This window comes from Pantoea vagans (assembly GCF_004792415.1).
Taxonomy (GTDB): Bacteria; Pseudomonadota; Gammaproteobacteria; order Enterobacterales; family Enterobacteriaceae; genus Pantoea; species Pantoea vagans.
This window is the reverse complement of sequence record NZ_CP038853.1, coordinates 381,083-402,302: the sequence shown is the minus strand read 5'-3', so window position 1 is coordinate 402,302 and position 21,220 is coordinate 381,083. Positions and strand designations below refer to the sequence as shown.

The 21,220-nt window shown below is 57.4% G+C and carries 19 protein-coding genes; 12 read left to right on the top strand and 7 right to left on the bottom strand.

Annotated features, from left to right (window positions below):
- Positions 1-324: 324 nt before the first annotated feature.
- The 4 genes from yjbE to EGO56_RS01870 all read left to right on the top strand — a co-directional run bounded on the left by yjbE (position 325) and on the right by EGO56_RS01870 (position 5,471).
- Positions 325-573 carry an exopolysaccharide production protein YjbE gene (gene yjbE, locus EGO56_RS01885; RefSeq protein WP_013359295.1) on the top strand — a complete coding sequence of 83 codons (249 nt, stop codon included), beginning with the start codon at positions 325-327 and terminating at the stop codon, positions 571-573.
- 179 nt (positions 574-752) lie between these two features.
- On the top strand, positions 753-1,226 hold the full coding sequence (gene greB / locus EGO56_RS01880; protein WP_013359296.1) for a transcription elongation factor GreB: 474 nt from the start codon (positions 753-755) through the stop codon (positions 1,224-1,226).
- Positions 1,227-1,329: 103 nt separating this feature from the next.
- Positions 1,330-3,657, top strand: coding sequence for a Tex family protein (locus EGO56_RS01875; RefSeq protein ID WP_135907569.1), 2,328 nt, complete (start codon positions 1,330-1,332; stop codon positions 3,655-3,657).
- A gap of 128 nt (positions 3,658-3,785) precedes the next feature.
- Entirely contained in the window at positions 3,786-5,471 is a 1,686-nt protein-coding gene (locus tag EGO56_RS01870; RefSeq protein WP_135907568.1) for a sugar phosphorylase, read from the top strand.
- Here EGO56_RS01870 and EGO56_RS01865 read toward each other — a convergent pair whose 3' ends face one another.
- Positions 5,472-5,741: a YdgH/BhsA/McbA-like domain containing protein gene (locus tag EGO56_RS01865; protein WP_003853019.1), complete on the bottom strand. Its 270-nt coding sequence runs from the start codon at positions 5,739-5,741 to the stop codon at positions 5,472-5,474.
- A 170-nt stretch (positions 5,742-5,911) separates the two neighbouring features.
- Positions 5,912-6,688 carry a pimeloyl-ACP methyl ester esterase BioH gene (gene bioH, locus EGO56_RS01860; RefSeq protein ID WP_135907567.1) on the bottom strand — a complete coding sequence of 259 codons (777 nt, stop codon included), beginning with the start codon at positions 6,686-6,688 and terminating at the stop codon, positions 5,912-5,914.
- 34 nt (positions 6,689-6,722) lie between these two features.
- Between bioH and gntX the strand changes: the two genes are divergently transcribed.
- The gene (gntX, locus tag EGO56_RS01855) at positions 6,723-7,403 is read left to right on the top strand and encodes a DNA utilization protein GntX (protein ID WP_033784173.1); all 681 of its coding nucleotides are present in this window, start codon (positions 6,723-6,725) and stop codon (positions 7,401-7,403) included.
- A gap of 58 nt (positions 7,404-7,461) precedes the next feature.
- Complete coding sequence (gene nfuA, locus EGO56_RS01850; protein WP_010253194.1) at positions 7,462-8,037, top strand: Fe-S biogenesis protein NfuA; 576 nt, start codon at positions 7,462-7,464, stop codon at positions 8,035-8,037.
- 35 nt (positions 8,038-8,072) lie between these two features.
- On the opposite strand, the gene malQ is transcribed toward nfuA, so the two are convergent.
- The 5 genes from malQ to glpE all read right to left on the bottom strand — a co-directional run bounded on the left by malQ (position 8,073) and on the right by glpE (position 14,693).
- Positions 8,073-10,154 carry a 4-alpha-glucanotransferase gene (gene malQ, locus EGO56_RS01845; protein WP_135907566.1) on the bottom strand — a complete coding sequence of 694 codons (2,082 nt, stop codon included), beginning with the start codon at positions 10,152-10,154 and terminating at the stop codon, positions 8,073-8,075.
- Between the two features lie 9 nt (positions 10,155-10,163).
- Positions 10,164-12,569, bottom strand: coding sequence for a maltodextrin phosphorylase (malP, locus tag EGO56_RS01840; protein WP_135907565.1), 2,406 nt, complete (start codon positions 12,567-12,569; stop codon positions 10,164-10,166).
- A 155-nt stretch (positions 12,570-12,724) separates the two neighbouring features.
- Positions 12,725-13,483: a DeoR/GlpR family transcriptional regulator gene (locus EGO56_RS01835; protein WP_013359303.1), complete on the bottom strand. Its 759-nt coding sequence runs from the start codon at positions 13,481-13,483 to the stop codon at positions 12,725-12,727.
- 32 nt (positions 13,484-13,515) lie between these two features.
- Positions 13,516-14,337, bottom strand: coding sequence for a rhomboid family intramembrane serine protease GlpG (glpG, locus tag EGO56_RS01830; RefSeq protein WP_013359304.1), 822 nt, complete (start codon positions 14,335-14,337; stop codon positions 13,516-13,518).
- A 29-nt stretch (positions 14,338-14,366) separates the two neighbouring features.
- Positions 14,367-14,693, bottom strand: coding sequence for a thiosulfate sulfurtransferase GlpE (gene glpE / locus EGO56_RS01825; protein WP_049788879.1), 327 nt, complete (start codon positions 14,691-14,693; stop codon positions 14,367-14,369).
- 230 nt (positions 14,694-14,923) lie between these two features.
- Here glpE and glpD point away from each other — a divergent pair, with 230 nt between their 5' ends.
- From glpD to mdcE, 6 genes are all read left to right on the top strand, one after another.
- The gene (glpD, locus tag EGO56_RS01815; RefSeq protein ID WP_013359306.1) at positions 14,924-16,429 is read left to right on the top strand and encodes a glycerol-3-phosphate dehydrogenase; all 1,506 of its coding nucleotides are present in this window, start codon (positions 14,924-14,926) and stop codon (positions 16,427-16,429) included.
- Positions 16,430-16,758: 329 nt separating this feature from the next.
- Positions 16,759-18,414 (top strand): malonate decarboxylase subunit alpha, encoded by a 1,656-nt coding sequence (gene mdcA / locus EGO56_RS01810; protein ID WP_135907564.1) that lies wholly within the window; start codon positions 16,759-16,761, stop codon positions 18,412-18,414.
- Positions 18,415-19,275, top strand: coding sequence for a triphosphoribosyl-dephospho-CoA synthase (locus tag EGO56_RS01805; protein ID WP_135907563.1), 861 nt, complete (start codon positions 18,415-18,417; stop codon positions 19,273-19,275).
- Positions 19,276-19,283: 8 nt separating this feature from the next.
- The gene (gene mdcC, locus EGO56_RS01800; RefSeq protein WP_033784182.1) at positions 19,284-19,583 is read left to right on the top strand and encodes a malonate decarboxylase acyl carrier protein; all 300 of its coding nucleotides are present in this window, start codon (positions 19,284-19,286) and stop codon (positions 19,581-19,583) included.
- Positions 19,576-20,409 (top strand): biotin-independent malonate decarboxylase subunit beta, encoded by an 834-nt coding sequence (locus EGO56_RS01795; RefSeq protein WP_135907562.1) that lies wholly within the window; start codon positions 19,576-19,578, stop codon positions 20,407-20,409. Before mdcC ends, EGO56_RS01795 begins: the two co-directional genes overlap by 8 nt.
- On the top strand, positions 20,409-21,209 hold the full coding sequence (gene mdcE / locus EGO56_RS01790) for a biotin-independent malonate decarboxylase subunit gamma (protein ID WP_013359312.1): 801 nt from the start codon (positions 20,409-20,411) through the stop codon (positions 21,207-21,209). Before EGO56_RS01795 ends, mdcE begins: the two co-directional genes overlap by 1 nt.
- Positions 21,210-21,220: the final 11 nt, after the last annotated feature.

The following is a 21,220-nucleotide window of genomic DNA, read 5'->3' as shown; positions in this document are numbered from 1 at the left end:
TTTCTCTGTATCGCTGGCGTCAGAAGCGAGCCAGTTTTTAATCAATGAATCAATTCAGTGGGTTAGCAGATAATTTGACTTAATGATCAGCCATCATTGTAGATAAGCTCCAGATAATCTACCTCAACAGCGAAGCGGCAGCATAATATTCCAGTAAACCTGCGTAACGCCCCACGCTCCTCTCGGATTAGTTTCAGCGGCCCTCTCAGCAAGGCCAGTTTAAATTAAAGCCCTTTAAATCAATCAGTAAAGCCAACTTTTCGCCCCTCTCGTTTTGAACCAGACTGCTCTGGCAACATTCGATGTCTCAACGGGGAATACACAATGAAAAAAACAATTTTACTGCTGAGCGCGCTGGCATTAGGCAGCGTCAGCCCAGGTTATGCTGCCACAGCAACCGGTGAAGCCGCCGGTGCAGCAGCGACAACGACTGCAAAAGGTAACTCTGACGCCATCGGTGTGGGTGCAGTCGCAGCCCTGCTGGGCGTTGCGCTGGCCACCATGGGTGGCGGCGGCGGTGACGGTCACAGCACCGGTACCTCGACCACCACGGCGACTCACGCCGGAAAATAAGTTTAAGCATCTACTGGCTTCAGATTACTGGTTTGATTTTGAATCACAGCACCAACCCTTTCGCCGCCGGGGAAATCAACGTGGGTTTTTAGCCTTTAAAAACCCTTTCCCCGACTCTTTTTTGCCCCGCCCTCTTTGCCTTACACTGTCGCTCCTGAGATCACTGTGGCCGGTATAGCATGAAAACCCGACTTATTACCCGCGAAGGCTTCGATAAGCTGAAAGCGGAACTCGACTATTTATGGCGTGAAGAGCGACCGGAAGTGACGAAAAAAGTCACCTGGGCTGCCAGTCTTGGCGATCGCAGTGAAAATGCCGATTATCAGTACAACAAAAAACGGCTGCGTGAAATTGACCGCCGCGTTCGCTATCTGACCAAAAGTCTTGAACAGCTGCGTATTGTTGACTATTCCCCCCAGCAGGATGGCAAAGTCTTCTTTGGTGCCTGGGTGGAAATTGAAAACGATGAGGGCGACCTCAAACGCTTCCGCATTGTGGGCTACGATGAGATTTTTGGCCGCAAAGATTACATCTCTATCGACTCGCCGATGGCGCGGGCGCTGCTGAAAAAAGAGGTCGGCGATGCCGCCACCGTTGAGACGCCACTGGGTCCGGCACTGTGGTATGTCAACGCGATTGACTACCCGCAATAACGATTCAGATTATCGCTGAAAGCCGCCCGCGTCTCTGGCAATTTTGACCATCAATCCGTATAACTGTCGGCTATTTCTCAACCCGGAAAGCAAGACAGTCCTGATGATGAAAGTTCTGAGCCAGATAATTGCCAGTGAGCTACAGGCGCGACCAGAGCAGGTTGACGCTGCCGTTCGCCTGTTAGATGAAGGGAATACCGTGCCGTTTATCGCACGCTATCGTAAAGAGGTCACCGGCGGCCTGGATGATACCCAACTCCGCCAGCTGGAAACCCGCCTCAGCTATCTGCGTGAACTTGAAGAGCGACGCCAGTCGATTCTGAAGTCGATTGACGATCAGGGAAAACTGACTGACGACCTCGCCCGCGCCATCAATACCACCCTCAGCAAAACCGAGCTTGAAGACCTCTACCTGCCCTACAAACAGAAACGCCGCACGCGTGGACAGATCGCGATTGAAGCCGGTCTGGAACCGCTGGCGGACACACTGTGGCAGGATCCGTCGCACATCCCTGAGCAGCTGGCGGAGCAGTATGTCGATGCCGACAAAGGCGTCGCCGACGTCCGTGCCGCGCTGGATGGTGCCCGCTACATTCTGATGGAGCGTTTCGCCGAGGATGCCGCGCTGCTGGCCAAAGTGCGTAACTACCTGTGGAAAAATGCCCACCTGGTCTCACGCGTAGTGGAAGGCAAAGAGGAAGCGGGCGCGAAGTTCCGTGACTACTTTGATCATCATGAAGCGCTGAGCACCGTACCGTCGCATCGTGCGCTGGCGATGCTGCGTGGCCGCAACGAAGGCGTGCTGCAACTCTCGCTGAATGCCGATCCGCAGTTTGATGAAGCACCGCGTGAAAGCCACGGCGAAACCCTGATTGCTGAACACCTGAATCTGCGCCTGAATAACGCCCCTGCCGACAGCTGGCGTAAAGCCGTCGTGAGCTGGACGTGGCGCATCAAGGTGATGCTGCATCTGGAAACCGAACTGATGGGCACGGTGCGCGAACGCGCAGAAGATGAAGCGATCAACGTCTTTGCCCGCAACCTGCACGACCTGCTGATGGCAGCCCCGGCTGGCATGCGTGCCACCATGGGACTGGATCCCGGCCTGCGTACCGGCGTTAAAGTCGCTGTGGTCGATGCCACTGGCAAAGTCGTGGCGACCGATACCGTTTATCCGCACACCGGCCAGACCGCCAAAGCCGCTGCCGCTGTTGCCGCGCTCTGCATTAAGCATCAGGTCGAGCTGGTGGCGATTGGCAACGGCACCGCTTCCCGTGAAACCGAGCGTTTCTTCCTGGATCTGCAGCAGCAGTTCCCGCAGGTCACGGCACAGAAAGTGATTGTCAGCGAAGCTGGCGCATCGGTCTACTCAGCCTCTGAACTGGCGGCGCTGGAATTCCCGGATCTCGATGTTTCGCTGCGCGGCGCGGTGTCGATTGCCCGCCGTCTGCAGGATCCGCTGGCCGAGCTGGTGAAAATCGATCCGAAATCAATCGGTGTCGGCCAGTATCAGCATGATGTCAGCCAGAGCCAGCTGGCGAAGAAACTCGACGCCGTCGTCGAGGATTGCGTGAACGCCGTCGGCGTGGACCTGAATACCGCCTCGGTGCCGCTGCTGACTCGCGTCGCGGGCCTGACGCGCATGATGGCGCAGAACATTGTCGGCTGGCGTGATGAGAATGGCCGCTTCCAGAATCGCCAGCAGCTGCTGAAAGTCAGCCGTCTTGGGCCAAAAGCCTTTGAGCAGTGTGCGGGCTTCCTGCGCATTAACCACGGCGACAACCCGCTGGATGCTTCGACCGTCCACCCGGAAGCTTACCCGGTCGTGGAGCGTATTCTGGCCGCCACCGAGCAGGCACTGAGCGATCTGATGGGCAACGCGGGCAGCCTGCGTAACCTCAGCGCCCGCGATTTCATTGATGAACGTTTTGGTCTGCCGACCGTTACCGACATCATGAAAGAGCTGGAGAAGCCGGGCCGCGATCCCCGTCCTGAGTTCAAAACCGCGCAGTTCGCGGAAGGCGTAGAAACGCTGAACGATCTGACGCCGGGCATGATCCTCGAAGGTGCCGTCACCAACGTCACCAACTTCGGTGCTTTTGTGGATATCGGCGTGCATCAGGATGGTCTGGTCCATATCTCGTCGCTTTCTGACCGCTTCGTGGAAGATCCACATCAGGTGGTGAAAGCGGGTGACATCGTCAAAGTGAAGGTGATGGAAGTCGATCTCCAGCGTAAACGTATTGCCCTGACCATGCGTCTTGATGAGCAGCCAGGCGAAGGCAATGCACGTGGCGGCGCGAAGAATGCCGCCCCACGTGAAGAGAAACGTCCGGCCGCCGGTAAAGGCCGTCCACGTCCGGTCAGCACGTCCGCGGGTAACAGCGCAATGGGTGATGCGCTGGCTGCGGCGTTCGGTAAAAAACGCTAAGCTTTTCAGGGGGCCATCAACTGGCCCCCTTTTCACACCCTTCTCCCCGGTTGAAAATCCCCGCCATCGCGCTACGCTAAAAAGATGCCTGTCATAAAAACAACACCTGCTGTGGCACCCAACTCACGATGGAAACGATCACCGATCTGATTGAGAAGATTTATGCTGGCACATTCCCGGAGGCGACCTTTGCGCGTCTGCAGGCTGACATCGCTACTGCCCGCGAAGCCATTAAGCTGCCCCGTAAGGCTCACTGGGATGAACAGGATGTGGTGCTGATCACCTACGCCGATCAGTTTCGTGAAGCCGGTAAACCCACACTCAGCACCTTCTCCCGTTTCTATCAGCAGCATCTGCAATCCACGTTTCCGCTGGTTCACCTGCTGCCCTTTTTCCCCTGGTCGTCCGATGACGGCTTTTCGGTGATTGATTACCATCAGGTCGATCCGCAGTGCGGCGACTGGCAGGACATTGCGCGCCTGCATCAGGAAACCCGGCTGATGTTTGACTTCGTCTGCAACCACATGTCGTCGCAGAGCGCCTGGTTCAGCCACTTTCTGGCGCAGGATCCCGGCTGGGACGACTTTTTTATCAGCATGCCGCCCGCCACCGATCTCAGTGCCGTCACGCGACCGCGCACTTCGCCGCTGCTGACGCCGTTTAAGATGGCCGATGGCGACACCCGCTTTATCTGGACCACTTTCAGCGCCGACCAGATCGACCTTAACTTTGCCAATCCTGAGGTGTTGCTGCGCATGGTTAACGTGCTGCTCGACTACCTGATCCGTGGCGCTGACTATGTACGTCTCGATGCGGTCGGCTATATGTGGAAAACGCCCGGCACGCGCTGTATTCATCTGGAAAAAACCCATCAGCTGGTGAAGCTGTTTCGCGCCATTGCCGACCATGTCGCGCCCGGCACGGTGATTATCACCGAGACCAACGTGCCGCATCAGGACAACATCAGTTATCTGGGCAACGGGCACGATGAGGCGCAGATGGTTTATCAGTTTTCCCTGCCGCCACTGGTCCTGCACGCCATTCATACCGGATCGGCGCGCGCGCTGCGGCAGTGGGCCAGTTCGCTGGATCTCAGCAGCAACGACACCACCTTCTTCAACTTTCTGGCATCCCACGATGGTATCGGGCTGAATCCGGCACGCGGCATTTTGTCGGAGGTGGAGATTGTGGCGCTGGTGCGCGATCTGGCGCTGGAAGGCGCGCTGGTCTCCTATAAAAACAACCCCGATGGCACCACCAGCCCCTATGAAATCAACGTTACCTATCTGGATGCGTTAAATAGCGAAGCTGACGATGACGCCACGCGGCTGAAACGCTTTTTGCTGGCCCATGCGATTCTGCTGGTCTTTCCTGGCGTGCCGGCTATCTATATCCAGAGCATTCTGGGCGGTCGTAACCATTATGATGGCGTACGCGCAGCAGGACACAACCGGGCGATTAACCGTCAGAAGTATGATTTGCAGCAGATTGAGGCGGCGCTGGCGGGCGGTGACTGGCTGCGTCAGCAGGTTTACACCCGTCTTGGCCAGCTGATTCAGTTACGACGTCGCCAGCCTGCGTTTCATCCTGATAATCCGATGACGATCTATGACAGCGAAAATGCCGTGCTGGTGCTCAGCCGTCATCAGCCAGAGAGCGGCGACGGACTGCTGTGCGTGTTTAATCTCAGTGGACGTTCAGTGATGACGCAGCTGCCGGTGGCGCATACGTTACAGGATGTGGTGAGCGGAGAGAAAATTGATGGCACCCAGCCGGTTAAGCTGGATGCCTGGCAGTTCATGTGGCTACGTTAATTACTTGTAGACTTCAGCGGTGGCGCTGAATTTACCGTGTTCGCGACCGGCGATCACCAGGTAATATTTACCGCCTTTTTCGTCAGCGAGCTTAGACAGCACTTTTTTAGCATCCATTGGCGAGGTGGTTTCCGCCGTGGTGTTAACGGTGCCAATCTTCTGCAGGTTCATTGTCTTAACTTCTTCTTTGGTGACTTCTTTCGCTGCCATCGCAGAAAATGAAATCGCGCCCATCATCATTGAAGCCACAACCCATTTAAAAACCTTCATTATGTTTACCCTCATTCATGATCCATTGTGAGATGTAAGCAGCCGCTAAACGCGTAAGGCAGTATGGAACGGCATAGTCATTTCCGTGACTAATCACATAAAATTGCAGCGGCCTTGCTCACAGAGAGAAGTATTGCTGCTGTCAGCGATTTTGCCAATATAAAGCAGTACTATCCTGGTAAATTACTGATAAATTTAACAATATGCTGACAGAAGTTGTCAGAATGGGAAATAAAAGGTGCATGCGCCGCTTTTTCGATAACTGCCGAAGGCGAATCTGGCAACATTTCATCTATCTCAGCGGCTATCCTGCGCGGTACCAGTCCATCCAGCGCCCCGTAGAGTCGCAGGAACGGCAGCCTGATTTGCGGTAGCGCGTCACGCAGATCGACCTGGCGCAGAATCTCCAGCCCGCCATCCAGTACCGCCACCTCCGGCATCGGTTGTGACAGCACCACCTCTTTCAGCTGTCGCGCATCGGCACGCGCGGTTTCGGTGCCCAGCGTCTGCAGCGCCAGAAAGCGTTCCACCGTGCGCTGGAAATCGTTGCTGAGCATCTGCTGAAAGTTCTGCAGCGTCTCCGGTTTAATGCCGGGCCAGCGCTCTGTGGCGGTGAAACAGGGCGACGACGCCACGGTAATCAGTGCAGCCAGCTTTTCTGGCACGGTCAGCGCCAGCTGCGTGGCCACCAGTCCGCCCAGCGACCAGCCCACGACAATCGCCTGCGGTGGCAGCGCAGGCAGTAACTCTTCTGCCATCTGCGCCAGTGTCAGCGCGCCAAAATCACCGCTCCGGCCATAACCCGGCAGATCGACCAGATGCAGGCGATAGTGCGGGCTGAGTCGCGGAATAATGCTTTGCCAGACTTCGGCATTCAGTCCCCATCCGTGCAGTAGCACAAGATCGCGTTTTCCTTCCCCGCAGGTGTGCCAGTAGAGCGACGTCATCAGTTACTATCCCGAAATTGATAAGGAGGTCGCTATGCTAGCAATGCCCGCCCTGTGTTGGCTATGCCGGATGCCGTTACGGATAGCCCGGCACGGCATCTGCAGTTTATGCCTGCGCGGATTACCGCCGTTGCCATTACTCTGCCCGCGCTGCGGATTACCGGCAGGCTCTGCAAAGGTCGCCTGTGGCCGCTGCCAGCTTAAACCGCCCGCCTGGCAGGCGCTGGTCTGCGTCAATGACTACTGTCCGCCGTTCAGCCAGTGGGTTAATCAGCTGAAGTTTTCTCACATAACCGCACTCAGGGTGATGCTGGCGCGGCTGCTTTTGCTAAGCTGGCTGAATGTTTACCGGCGTGGCACGGTGCCGCGTCCCGATCTGCTGCTGCCGGTTCCGCTGCACCGGCGACGGCGCTGGCAGCGCGGCTTCAATCAGACGGTACTGCTGGCCGCTCCGCTGGCACACTGGCTGGGATGTGAATGGCGTGAAGGTGTTTCCCGCAGGCGAAGGGGCGCACTACAGCATCAGCTCAGCGCCCGGCAGCGCCGCACCAACTTACGCGGTGCCTTCCGCCTTGAAATGGCGGTGCAGGGACGCCATATCGCCCTGCTGGATGACGTCATTACGACCGGCAGTACCGTAGATGAAATCAGTCGTCTGTTACTGGCGCAGGGTGCCGCCAGCGTGCAGGTCTGGTGCCTGTGCCGTACCTTGTAGAGCGTCATTGATGGGCGTATTATAACCAACTAAATTAGTCAACTATTGAGCAATCGACATGATCCGAATTACTGACTCTGCCCAGGAACATTTTTCTAAACTGCTATCCAAACAAGAAGATGGCACCCAGATTCGCGTATTCGTGATTAACCCGGGTACGCCAACAGCCGAGTGTGGCGTCTCTTACTGTCCGCCCGATGCAGTTGAAGCTACTGACACCGAACTGAAGTTCGAAAAGCTCTCTGCCTACGTTGATGAGCTGAGCAAGCCATATCTGGAAGATGCGGAAATCGACTTCGTAACGGATAATCTCGGCTCACAGCTGACGTTAAAAGCGCCAAATGCCAAAATGCGTAAAGTCTCTGATGATGCGCCCATGGTTGAGCGCGTTGAGTATCTGCTGCAGGCGCAGATCAATCCACAGCTGGCTGGCCACGGCGGTCGCGTGTCGCTGATGGAGATCACCGATGAAGGTTACGCCATCCTGCAGTTTGGCGGCGGCTGTAACGGCTGTTCGATGATCGACGTGACTCTGAAAGATGGTATTGAGAAAGAGCTGCTGGCCGCCTTCCCGGAACTGAAAGGCGTGCGCGATATTACCGAGCATCAGCGCGGCGAACACTCGTTCTACTGATGATAAAGCGCGGCAGCCCGGCTGCCGCGCCCTTCTTACTTCCCTTTCTTTCCTGACTGACGCTGCTGACTCACTACCTTCAGTAACGCATTCACTTCCTTGTCCGCAAAGATCTCCTCCAGCGTTTTGCTCAGCTTGCGTCGCCAGTTCGGATACTGATCCACGGTGCCCGGCACGTTGACCGGCGTGGTCATCCCAAGCCAGTCCTCAGGCTGCAGGCCCAGCAGCGCACTGTCGGTATCCGCCAGGAAGCGATGGATCGCCCGGTTCAGCGCAGGCGTCATAGCCAGCTTCTCCGCCTTCTTCTGGCTGCGAGCCGGTAAGGCACCCGCCTGATGCAGCGCATCCAGCAGCGCCTGCTTCTGTGCAGCACGCTGCTCATGTAGCGCTTTTACCGCATCGCCCGGATAAAGACCCAGCTTCTCGCCCAGTTCCAGATCGCCCTGCTCCCAGAAGCCGGTCAGCGTCGGCAGATCATGGGTACTGGCGCTGGCAATAGACTGACGCGGGTAGTCTTCTGGCGCGCGATAGCGTTCATCTTTCTCCTGCTCAAACCAGAGCACCTTCCATGAAAAGACGCCGCTTTTGCGCAGCAGGCTGACGATCTCCTGAGGCACGGTGCCGAGGTCTTCGCCAATCACCATACAGCGCAGCCGGTGGCTCTCCAGCGCCAGGATAGCCAGCAGATCGTTGACCGGATAGGCCACATAAGCACCTTTATCCGCCGTCTCTCCGGCTGGCACCCACCACAGACGCAGCAGCGACATCACATGGTCGATACGCAGCGCGCCACAGTCACGCATATTGGCGCGCAGCATGTCGATAAACGGCTGATAGGCGCGCGCCTGCATCACATGCGGATCCATCGGCGGTAAGCCCCAGTTTTGTCCCAGCGGTCCCAGACGGTCAGGCGGTGCGCCCACCGAGGCCTTGAGGCGATAAAGCTCCGGGTCGTGCCAGGTCTCCGCGCTGCCTTCCGCCACGCCCACCGCCAGGTCACGGTAGAGACCGACGCTCATGCCCAGCGCCTGACTGTGCGCCCAGCAGCCAGAGAACTGCTGCTGCGCCAGCCATTGCAGCCACTGCCAGAAGGCGATCTCCTCTTCATGCTGTTCACACCACTGCTGCACTTCCGGCGACTGACTGTTGCGCCACGCCTCTGGCCAGGCAGGCCAGCCGCCCTGCTGCGACTTGTCTGCCTGCCGCTCCAGCTGTATGCCATCGTAGGCAGCCTGATAACGCAGGCTGTCACCACCTTCACGCACAAAGGCTGCAAAGGAGAGAGGCTCTTCGCTCTGGCTGTCACGCGCCTGAAAGTGTGTCCAGGCGTGGCGCAGCGCCGCCAGCTTCAGTGCCATCACGGCTTCGTAGTCAACCTGCTCCGCCTCACGTGCTTTGGTCAGCGCCTTCTGTGTTTTGGCGCTTTTCCACCACTTCTGCGCCGCCGCGCTTTGCTGAAAATCGTCCACCTGACTGACGTCGATATAAATTACGTTCAGCCAGCGGCGCGATGACGGACTATACGGGCTGGCAAAACCGGCGCTGGCAGGATAGAGCGCATGCAGCGGATTCAGCCCGACGAAATCGCCGCCGCGCTCAGCCAGCTGCACCAGCAGTTGATCGAGATCGCCGAAGTCGCCGATGCCCCAGTTCTGTTCAGATCGCACCGTGTAGAGCTGCACCAGTGCACCCCAGCGTTTTTCCCCGGCCTCCAGCGCCGGAGGCAGGTAGCAGCGCCGCGGCGCGACAATAATCTGCGTCTGCCAGCTTTTCTTTCCTTTAGTGAGCGTCAGCTGGTGATAACCCTGGGTCAGCGGTCCCGGCAGCGTAAAAGGCTCCCCGGCGGTTAACTCACCGCTGTGCTGTTTGCCCTTTTCAGTCTGCAATTGCCAGCTGTAAGTGCCACTGCCCTGAGGCGTCAGCTGTCGCTTACTGCTGCCGCTGAACACCGCGACCGGCGGCAGCGGGGATTTACTGGCCTTCTGCGGTTCTGCCATCACCGCCAGCAGCGCGCGTTTGGTCTCATCGCTGACGGCCTCTTTCCTGCCGTTAACGTCGATGTAATCCAGTGAAATGCCTGCGGCACGGGCGGCCTGATCGAGTGAATTTTGCTTCATTGCTGCTCCTTAGCGCGGTGCCTGCCAGATACGTTGCTGATAGTCACGAATGGAACGATCCGAACTGAACATGCCGGTTCGTGCCGTATTGAGGATGGCGGCGCGGGTCCAGCCTTCGGGGTCACGCCATAGCGCTTCCACCCGTTGCTGCGCCTCGATATAGGCCTGGAAATCGGCCAGCACCAGCCAGGGATCGCCGTGTCTGGTCAGGCTTTCCAGCATCAGGTCAAAGGCGTGCTTATCCCCGTCGCTGAATTTGCCCTTCTCCAGCGATTTCAGTAAATCGTCCAGCGGCTTGTTCTGCTTACGTACCTTTTTCGGGTTGTAGCCTTTCGCCTTGAGCGCCTTCACCTCATCCACGGTGTGACCGAAGATAAAGATGTTCTCCTCGCCCACCTGTTCGGCAATTTCGACATTAGCTCCATCCAGCGTGCCAATCGTCAGCGCACCGTTCAGCGCCAGCTTCATGTTGCCGGTGCCAGAGGCTTCATAACCGGCGGTGGAGATCTGCTCAGAGAGATCCGCTGCCGGGATCATCTGCTCGGCCACGGTGATACGGTAGTCGGGGATAAACACCACTTTGAGTCTGTCGCCAACCCGCGGATCGTTGTTCACCACCTCCGCCACTTTGTTAATGGCGTAGATGATATTTTTAGCGAGGTAATAACCTGGTGCGGCCTTGGCCCCGAACAGGAATACCCGTGGCGTAAAGGTGACATCTTCCGGGTTATTACAGAGCGTCTGATAGCAGTAGAGGATATGCAGCAGGCTGAGATGCTGGCGCTTGTACTCATGCAGTCGCTTGATCTGCACATCGAACAGCGCAGCCGGATTCACGATGATGCCGGTGTGCCGCGCGATATACTCTGTAAGCTGCGCTTTGTTCTGCTGTTTGATGCTGCGATAGCGCTGACGAAACGCCTGATCGTCGGCATAAGCCTCCAGACCGATCAACGCATCAAGGTTATTGGCCCACTCGGTTTTCAGCGTCTCATCAATCAGCCCGGCCAGCGCCGGATTACACTGCTTCAGCCAGCGGCGCGGCGTAATGCCGTTAGTGACGTTGTGGAATTTTTGCGGCCAGAGCTGGTGATATTCCGGGAAGAGATCGCTGACCACCAGACGGGAGTGCAGCGCCGCCACGCCGTTGACCGCAAAGCCGCTGACGACGCAGAGATTGGCCATCCGCACCTGACCGTCAGCCACCACCGCCAGCTTGTGCCACATCGCTTTGTCATCCGGCCAGCGCTGCTTCACCTGCTTTTTCAGTCGCTGATTAATCTCTTTGATAATCAGCATGTGGCGCGGCAGCAGACTGCGCATCAGCTTCTCATCCCAGCGCTCCAGCGCCTCCGGCATCAGCGTATGGTTGGTGTAAGCAAACAACCGGCTGGTGATCTGCCATGCCTTATCCCAGCTCAGCTGATGCTCATCCAGCAGCACGCGCAGCATCTCCGGAATGGCAATGGTCGGATGGGTATCATTGAGCTGGATCACTTCGAAGTCCGGCAGGCTGTGAATGCTGCGCCCCGCCAGATGGTGACGCCGCAGGATATCCGCCACCGCACAGGCGCACTGGAAATATTGCTGCATCAGGCGCAGCCGCTTGCCAGCCTGATGGTTGTCATTGGGATAGAGTACTTTGGTGAGCTTTGCCGCTTCGATGCCGGGCTGCTCCGCCTGCAGGAAGTGGCCATCGTTAAAGGCGGTGAGATCAAACGGATGCGCACTTACTGCCTGCCACAGGCGCAGCGGCAGCGTCACGCCGTTGCGGTAGCCGGTGACCGGCAAATCCCAGGCCTCGCCGCGCAGCGTAAAATCGGGATGCCAGCGTACACCGCCGTTTTCCAGCTTTTCTACCCGGCCGCCCATCGCCACGTCAACATCCAGCGCCGCGTTGTGACGGAACCAGGGATAGCGCTCGCGCTGCCAGTCATCGGGCGCTTCAATCTGCTTACCCTCGTCAAAAGACTGGCGGAACAGGCCGTACTGGTAATTCAGTCCATGGCCGGTGGCGGACTGCCCTACTGTGGCCATTGAATCCATGTAGCAGGCGGCCAGCCGTCCCAGCCCGCCGTTGCCGAGCGCCGGATCGACCTCCTGCTCCAGCAGTTCGGTTAAATCGAGCTGCTGCTCAGCCAGCGCCGCTTTAACCTCGTCATACCAGCCGAGATTCAGCAGGTTGTTGCCGGTCAGACGGCCAATCAGAAACTCCATCGACAGATAATTAACGTGGCGCTGCTGCACCGCCGGACGCGGTGCCGGTTGCGCGGCCAGCAGTTCTGCCAGCGCCGCACTCACCGCCTGCCACGCCTGGTGCGGGGTCATCTGCTGTGCGGAGAGGAGACTTAACTGCTGCCACTGGCGGGTCAATGCGGCGTTAAAACGGGCTTTATTAAATTTTTGCTGCGGCATATCACTCCCTTCTGTTACGCAATGAGGTGAAGCAAAAATAGAAAGCGCACGGGCTGGCAACCGGGTGCCAGCAACCGTTAAGTAAAGACGTGAGTGAGGAAAAAAGCGACAGCAATCAAAGAAAAACGCCAGCCGGGCGGCTGGCGTGGCAGGAATCAGCAGAGTTCGAGGTGGACCTCATGCTGCTCAATCACTTTCATAACGCTGGCGGGTGGCATTTTGTCGGTGTAGAGATAGTCCAGCAGGCTCATGTTGCCCAGGTTAACCATGGCGTTACGGCCAAACTTCGAGTGATCCACCACCAGCATCACGCAGCGTGAATTTTCAATGATGGCGCGCTTGGTGCGGACTTCGTGATAGTCGAACTCCAGCAGCGATCCATCCATATCGATGCCGCTGATCCCCAGGATGCCGTAATCGAGCCGGAACTGAGAAATAAAGTCGAGCGTCGCTTCACCCATCACCGCGCCATCGCGGGTCCGTACTTCACCGCCTGCGATGATCACCCGGAAGTCGGGTTTGCCCATTAACAGCATCGCCACGTTAAGATTGTTGGTCACCACACGTAAATCGCTGTGGTTGAGCAGCGCGTGCGCCACCGCTTCCGGCGTGGTGCCGATGTCGATAAACAGCGTGGCGCCATCCGGGATCTGGCTGGCAACACGCTGCGCAATGCGCGCTTTTTCCGCTGACCACATCATTTTACGATCGTGCCAGGCGGTATTCTCAGAGCTGGAAGGAAGCGCCGCGCCGCCGTGGTGACGCTGAATTTTATTCTGATCGGCCAGATCGTTGAGATCGCGACGAATAGTTTGCGGGCTGACCTCAAAGTGATCCACCAGCTCCTCAGTACTGACATATCCCTGACGACGGACTAAATCGATAATCGCATCATGACGTTGCGTCTGCTTCACGTTCCTCTCCTGTTAACCCGCTTATATCCTGTCTAACGACGCGTGACGTGACGCGTATCCACCAGCGCCATCGCCAGCCCGACGACCAGACCGGCGACGTGCGCCGCGTTAGCAATCGCCAGACCAAAGACGCCGAACCAGCCAATCACCAGCCAGACCAGCGCAAATCCGATCAATCCCCTTTCAAGATAGACGCCGCTGTCAGGATCGCGCTCACCGCGCAGCCAGCAGTAACCCATAAGCGCATACACCACGCCAGACAGACCGCCAAACCAGATGCCGCTGAACTTCGCCTGCAGCCAGCCGCTGAGCAGCGCCGAAATCAGCATAATCACGAACAGTTTGCCGCTGCCAAGGCGCTTTTCGACCGCGCCGCCGAGATACCACCACCACATCAGATTAAACAGGATGTGCAGCAGTGAAAAGTGCAGCAGCGCATGGCTGAACCAGCGCCAGACCTGCAGATGCTGGTCGGCATCCGGCCAGGAGAGCCAGGCCATCACGGTCTGATCGCCCATCACCTGCATCAGAATAAACACGGCGATACAGAGCACCATCAGGGACATGGTCAGCGGACCGGCCCGCTCGCGGATGTTCGCCCAGATGTTACTGCGCTCATAGCGCAGACCGCTGTCGGTCTTGCCGCTGTGCCAGCTGGCAGCCTGATAGCGCGGATGGTTAGGGTCGTGCAAAAACTGCTGAAGTTCGTTTTCGACCACTGAGATCTTGCTCTCATCATCCAGCATGATGACGTAGTGATTTTCATGCTCGATGCGCAGCGTGATGCCCTGCGTCGCCATGTAGTCCACAAACGCCTGCGCCATGCGTGGCTGATTAAACTGGGTAATGCGCATCAGTAACTCTCCATGTGACGGGCGGCAATTTATTCACTGCCGAGGGCAACCTGCTGAGGAAAGGCGGCACGCCAGGCATCAAAGCCGCCATCAATGCTGTAGGCCGCGCTGAAACCCTGTCCCAGCAGATATTGCGCCGCGCTTTTGCTGCTGTTGCCGTGATAGCACATTACCAGTACCGGCAGGCTGTGGTCTGCGCCACTGACAAAGTCGCTGAGGTTGGTGTTGGTCAGATGCAGCGCGCCTGCCGCATGACCCAGGGCATAACTTTGCGGATCGCGGATATCCACCAGCAGTGCACCCTCAGCCAGATGCGCCTGCGCCTGCTGCACGTTAATACATTCGAACATTTCCATGGAATCTCTCATAACAGCGTCGTCGTAATGGTGCGTAGTGTAACCCGAGAATCCACGCCGATAACCTGACAATCGTTGCGGCTATCTGTTTTTTTGGTGGGCAGAATGTTAGCTATATCACGCAAAAATGTTTTTACCCGGTTAAAAGCTGGCGTCAATGTTGGTTTGCGATTATGATTATGCTCGAAAACGAACATTAATGAACTATTCCGAACATCGGAGGAGATGACGTGGAAACCAAAGACCTGATCGTGATCGGCGGCGGCATCAACGGTGCCGGCATTGCAGCAGACGCTGCAGGACGCGGACTGTCGGTGTTAATGCTGGAGGCGCGGGATCTGGCTTGCGCGACCTCCTCTGCCAGTTCAAAACTGATTCACGGCGGCCTGCGCTACCTTGAACATTACGAATTCCGTCTGGTCAGTGAAGCACTGGCCGAGCGCGAAGTCCTGCTGAAAATGGCCCCGCATCTGGCGTTCCCGATGCGCTTCCGTCTGCCGCACCGTCCGCACCTGCGTCCGGCGTGGATGATCCGCACCGGCCTGTTCATGTATGACCATCTCGGCAAGCGTACCAGCCTGCCAGGCAGTAAAAGTCTGCGGTTTGGCGCGGATTCGGCCCTGAAGCCGGAGATTACGCGCGGATTCGAATATTCTGACTGCTGGGTCGATGATGCCCGCATGGTAGTACTGAATGCGCAGGAAGTGGTGAAGCGTGGCGGTGAAGTCCGTACCCGCACCCGTGTAACCCGTGCCTGGCGCGAAGGTGGCCTGTGGAAGGTTGAAGCGGAAGATGTCGATACCGGCAAAACCTTTACCTGGCAGGCGAAAGGCCTGGTCAACGCCGCTGGCCCGTGGGTTAAGCAGCTGTTTGATGACAGCCTGAAGCTGAAATCACCTTACGGCATTCGCCTGATCAAAGGCAGTCACATCGTGGTGCCGCGCGTTCATACCGAGAAGCAGGCTTATATTCTGCAGAACGAAGATAACCGTATCGTGTTTGTCATCCCGTGGATGGATGAGTTCTCCATCATCGGCACCACCGATGTGGAGTACAAAGGCGATCCGAAAAACGTCAATATCGACGACAATGAGACCGAATACCTGCTGAAAGTGTTCAACGGACACTTTAAAAAGCAGCTGACCGCTGACGATATCGTCTGGTCTTACTCTGGTGTGCGTCCGCTGTGTGATGATGAATCCGATTCACCGCAGGCGATCACCCGTGATTACACGCTGGACGTGCGCGACGATAATGGTCAGGCACCGCTGCTCTCCGTATTCGGCGGCAAGCTGACCACTTATCGTAAGCTGGCGGAACATGCGCTGGAAAAACTGGTGAAGTACTATCCGAACGCCGGTCCGGCCTGGACCAAAAACTGCGTGTTGCCGGGCGGCAATATCTCCGGCACCCGTGAGGATTATGCAGCCAGTCTGCGTCGTCGTTATCCGTTCATCAGCGAAAATATGGCGCGTCACTTCTCCCGCACTTATGGCAGCAGCACGGAAACCCTGCTGGCTGGCGCGAAGAGTCTGGATGACCTGGGTGAGAACTTCGGACACGAATTCTACGAAGCGGAACTGCGCTACCTGGTGCAGCATGAGTGGGTGCGTGAACTGGATGATGCTATCTGGCGTCGTACCAAACAGGGTATGTGGCTGACCAAAGAGCAGCAGGCTCGCGTTGCCGAATGGCTGGCAGCGAAAGCGAAACCCGTTCTGTCACTGGCCTCCTGAGCAGAGAGTTAAAATACAGAAAGCAGGCTTCGGCCTGCTTTTTTTATGGCATGTTCACCGGATAAACGTTCAGAATCCTCACGCTCCAGGATTAACGCTAGCTGAATATTTATATTGATAATTAATTACGACCAGCAATATTCACCACTGTAACTTTTACTTCATCTTTCTCAGTCTACACTTAACCCTTCGCTTATCTCTCCCCCCTTTCTCTATCGTTACCTTAAATCTAACGTTCAGTTTTTTTGCTTAATTGAACGATGCATTAAGAAAGCTCAGACTTCCCTCAGCATAAACGAAGCAACAGCGATTCTAATCAGGAGGTTGAAATGAACACAGGCCAAACGCCTGCCCGGGAGTGGAACACACGCCGCAGTGAAAAAGCGCGCCGTATAGCTTCCTTTCCCCTTGATGGCAAAGTCATTCCTTCAGAAAGAGCTACCGAAGCACTGGAAACACTCATTGCACCAGGCGACCGAGTGGTGCTTGAAGGGAATAACCAGAAACAGGCTGACTTCTTATCCCGCATGCTGGCAGCGGTGAATCCGGCAAAGATTCACGACCTGCATATAATTATGCCCAGCGTCGGCCGCAGTGAGCATCTCGATATTTTTGAAAAAGGCATCGCCCGCAAACTCGACTTCTCTTTTTCCGGTCCGCAAAGTCTGCGCATGTCTCAGCTGTTACAGGATGGCCAGCTGGAAATCGGTGCTATCCATACCTACATCGAACTCTATTCCCGCCTCTATGTTGATCTCAGCCCGAATGTGGCGCTGATTGCCGGTTACAAAGCTGATCGCAAAGGCAACCTCTATACCGGCCCGAGTACCGAAGATACCCCGGCACTGGTGGAAGCCGCCGCGTTTCGTGACGGTATCGTGATAGCCCAGGTCAATGAACTGGTCGATGACGAAACCGACCTGCCTCGCGTCGATATCCCCGGCTCCTGGATCGACTACGTCGTCGTCGCAGACAAACCGTTCTTTATCGAACCGCTGTTTACCCGCGATCCGCGCCTGATTAAACAGGAACATATCCTGATGGCGATGATGGCGATTAAAGGCATCTACGCCGAACACCAGGTGCAGTCGCTGAACCACGGTATCGGTTTTAATACCGCCGCGATTGAACTGCTGCTGCCAACCTACGGCGAGCAGCTCGGTCTGAAAGGCAAAATCTGTAAGCACTGGACGCTGAACCCGCATCCGACGCTGATCCCGGCGATTGAGAGCGGCTGGGTCGAGAGTGTGCACTGCTTCGGCGGCGAGCTGGGAATGGAAGAGTATATCCGCGCCCGTCCCGACATCTTCTTTACCGGCAGCGACGGCTCAATGCGCTCTAACCGCGCCTTCTGTCAGCTGGCCGGTCAGTACGCGGTTGATATGTTTATCGGTGCCACCCTGCAGGTTGATGGTCTGGCCAACTCCTCTACCGTGACGCGTGGTCGTCTTTCCGGTTTCGGCGGCGCACCTAACATGGGTCACGATCCCCATGGCCGTCGTCACGCAACGCCCGCCTGGCTGAACATGATCACCGAGCCAGACCCGATGCAGCGCGGTAAAAAACTGGTGGTGCAGATGGTCGAAACCTTCCAGGCAGGCGCGAAACCAACCTTCGTTGAAACCCTGGATGCGGTTGAGGTCGCCAAAACCTCCGGTATGCCGCTGGCACCGGTCATGATTTACGGCGATGACGTGACCCATGTGCTGACTGAGGAAGGCATTGCCTATCTCTATCGCGCAGAAAGTCTTGAAGAGCGTCGCGCTATGGTCGCTGCTGTTGCGGGCATTACCGACATCGGCCTGGGTGTGGATGCGGCACGCGTCGCAGCCCTGCGTAAAAGCGGCAAAGTGGTCTACCCGGAAGATATGGGTATCCGCCGCTCTGACGCCACGCGTTCACTGCTGGCAGCGGGCAGCGTCGCTGACCTGGTTGAATGGTCAGATGGCCTGTACAACCCACCTGCTAAATTCCGGAGCTGGTAAATGAAACTCCTGTCACAGACTCAAGCCGAGGCGCAGTCCAGCCAGCTGGCGACGATGGCGCGCGATTGTCTGATCGATGAAGCACGCCTGAGCCCTAAGCCGGGTCTGGTCGACAGTCGGGGAAACGGCGCGCATCAGGATCTGACGCTGGTGCTGATGGAGCGCTCCGCTCACAGCCTGATGCCAGCCTTTCTGGCGCTGGCCCGTCACAGCTGGCTGCGTCCCGCTGATATCGCCCTGCGCGAAACGGTAGGCCGCCTGGGCCGCGACGGTGAGCAGCAGATGATGGCGGCAACCGGCGGCGTTAACACCCATCGTGGCGCGATCTGGGCGCTGGGATTGCTGGTGAGTGCCGCGGCCATGCACGGCGGCGCTGCCAGTGCCGACCAGCTGACCCGCACCGCCGCTGTACTGGCCAGCCTGCCCGACCATGCTGCGCCAAAGCTGTTCAGCAAAGGGTTAAAAGCGACGCACCGCTATCAGGTGCCCGGCGCACGCGAAGAGGCGCAACAGGCGTTTCCTCACGTGATGAAGCTGGCGCTGCCGCAGCTGCTGACCAGCAGGGCGGTGGGTGCCAGTGAAAGTGAAGCCCGTCTTGATGCGCTGATGGCGATCATGACCTCGCTCAGCGATACCTGCGTGCTGTCACGTGCGGGTATGACCGGACTGGACGCCATGCAGCAGGGCGCACGCGCCGTACTGCTGGCGGGAGGCTGCCGCACAGCCGCAGGTCAGGTTGCGTTGTCGCAGCTCGACCGGCGCATGCTGGCACTCAATGCTTCGCCTGGCGGGGCCGCCGATTTGCTGGCCGCGACGCTGTTTATTGATCGGGTCTGCTCGCCTGAACATTCTTATTTTTAGAGGCCATTATGGAACACATCACATTATCTTTACCTGCTAACCGCCTGCTCAATGGCAGAGCGCTGGCCGGGGTCGTTGGTTCCGGTGATATGGAAGTGCTGTACACCGCAACTGAAGGCCAGACACTGAACATCGATATCACCACCTCCCTGGATAACAGCGACGCTCGCTGGAAGGCACTGTTTGACCGCCTGAACTTAATCAACGGCCTGCCCGCCGGAAAGCTGATTATTCACGATTTCGGCGCGACACCCGGCGTAGCGCGTATCCGTATTGAACAGGTTTTTGAAGAGGTGAGCCATGCGTAACGATGCCAGTTTTATTGAATTACGGGCCCGAGAACGCGCCCATGCGCTGCTGGATGCAGGCAGCTACCGCGAACTGCTTGATCCGTTTGAAGGCATTATGTCGCCATGGCTGGCCCCGCAGGGCGTGGTGCCTCAGTCAGACGACGGCATGGTGGTCGCGCGCGGCACCCTGAACGGTCAGCCTGCCGTGGTGGTTGCCATCGAAGGCACCTTCCAGGGCGGCAGCATGGGCGAAGTCTCCGGGGCAAAAATGGCGGCGGCGCTGGAGCTGGCGGCGGAAGACAACCGCAACGGCATTCCGACTCAGGCGGTGCTCTGCCTGGAAACCGGTGGCGTACGCTTGCAGGAAGCGAATCTTGGCCTGGCGGCGATTGCGGATATTCACGCAGCGATTGTTGATCTGCGTCGCTACACCCCGGTTATCGGCATCGTCAGCGGCACCGTTGGCTGCTTCGGCGGGATGTCTATCGCTGCCGCACTCTGCAGCTACCTGATTGTCACGCGCGAAGCCCGTCTGGGGCTGAACGGTCCGCAGGTTATTGAGCAGGAAGCAGGCATTGAAGAGTATGACTCGCGCGATCGCCCGTTTATCTGGAGCATGACCGGCGGCGAAATCCGCTACGCCAGCGGCCTGGTCGATGCACTGGTGAGTGACGGCATCAACGCGGTGAAAACCGCTATGAATGACTTTATTGCCAAAGGCGTTCCGGCTCAGAACCGCAGCGATAACTATGCCGATTTCCTGTCACGTCTGTCGCAGTTTGATACCCGCCAGCAGGCGGATACCGCGCAGATTAAACAGCTTTTCGCCCGGGAGGAGAAATAATGACTCAGACAAGCAGCCGCGGTGCAACCTGGCTGGAAAAACTCGCACCCAATGCACAGCGTCTTAGCGGCCTGTGTGCCTCTGTTCAGGTGGCTGACGGCCAGCTCAATGGCGAAAATGTCCGCTTTATTGCCGTCGTGCCCGATCCACAAAACCACTATCCGCGCGCCGCGCAGGGTGAAGTCGGTCTGCTGGAGGGCTGGACGCTGGCGAAAGTGGTGAATGAAACGCGCGAAGCAGACAAAAACAGTGCCGTAAAACGTCCGATTGTGGCGGTGATTGATGTGCCAAGTCAGGCCTATGGCCGCCGCGAAGAGGCATTTGGTATTCATCAGGCGCTGGCGGGTGCGGCGGGGGCGTATGCCAACGCACGCCTTGATGGTCATCCGGTGATTGGCCTGATTGTCGGCAAAGCGATGTCCGGTGCGTTCCTGGCACACGGCTATCAGGCTAACCGACTGATTGCGCTTAACGATCAGGGTGTGCTGGTGCATGCCATGGGCAAAGCATCGGCGGCGCGTATTACGCTGCGTTCCGTGGAAGCGCTGGAAAAACTGGCTGCGACCATTCCACCGATGGCTTACGACGTAAATAACTTCGCCACGCTGGGCCTGCTCTCCGATCTGCTGAACGTGGGCAATCCTGATGCGCCGTCTGACGCCGATGTGGCGATGGTTGAGATTGCGCTGCACAAGGCGATCAGCGACGCACGTCAGGATCCGAGCCTGAAAAGCCGCCTCGGTGCCTCCAATCGTCACAGCTCCTCCCTGGTTCGCGAACGTATGCGCGCGGCCTGGTAATTAACTAAAAA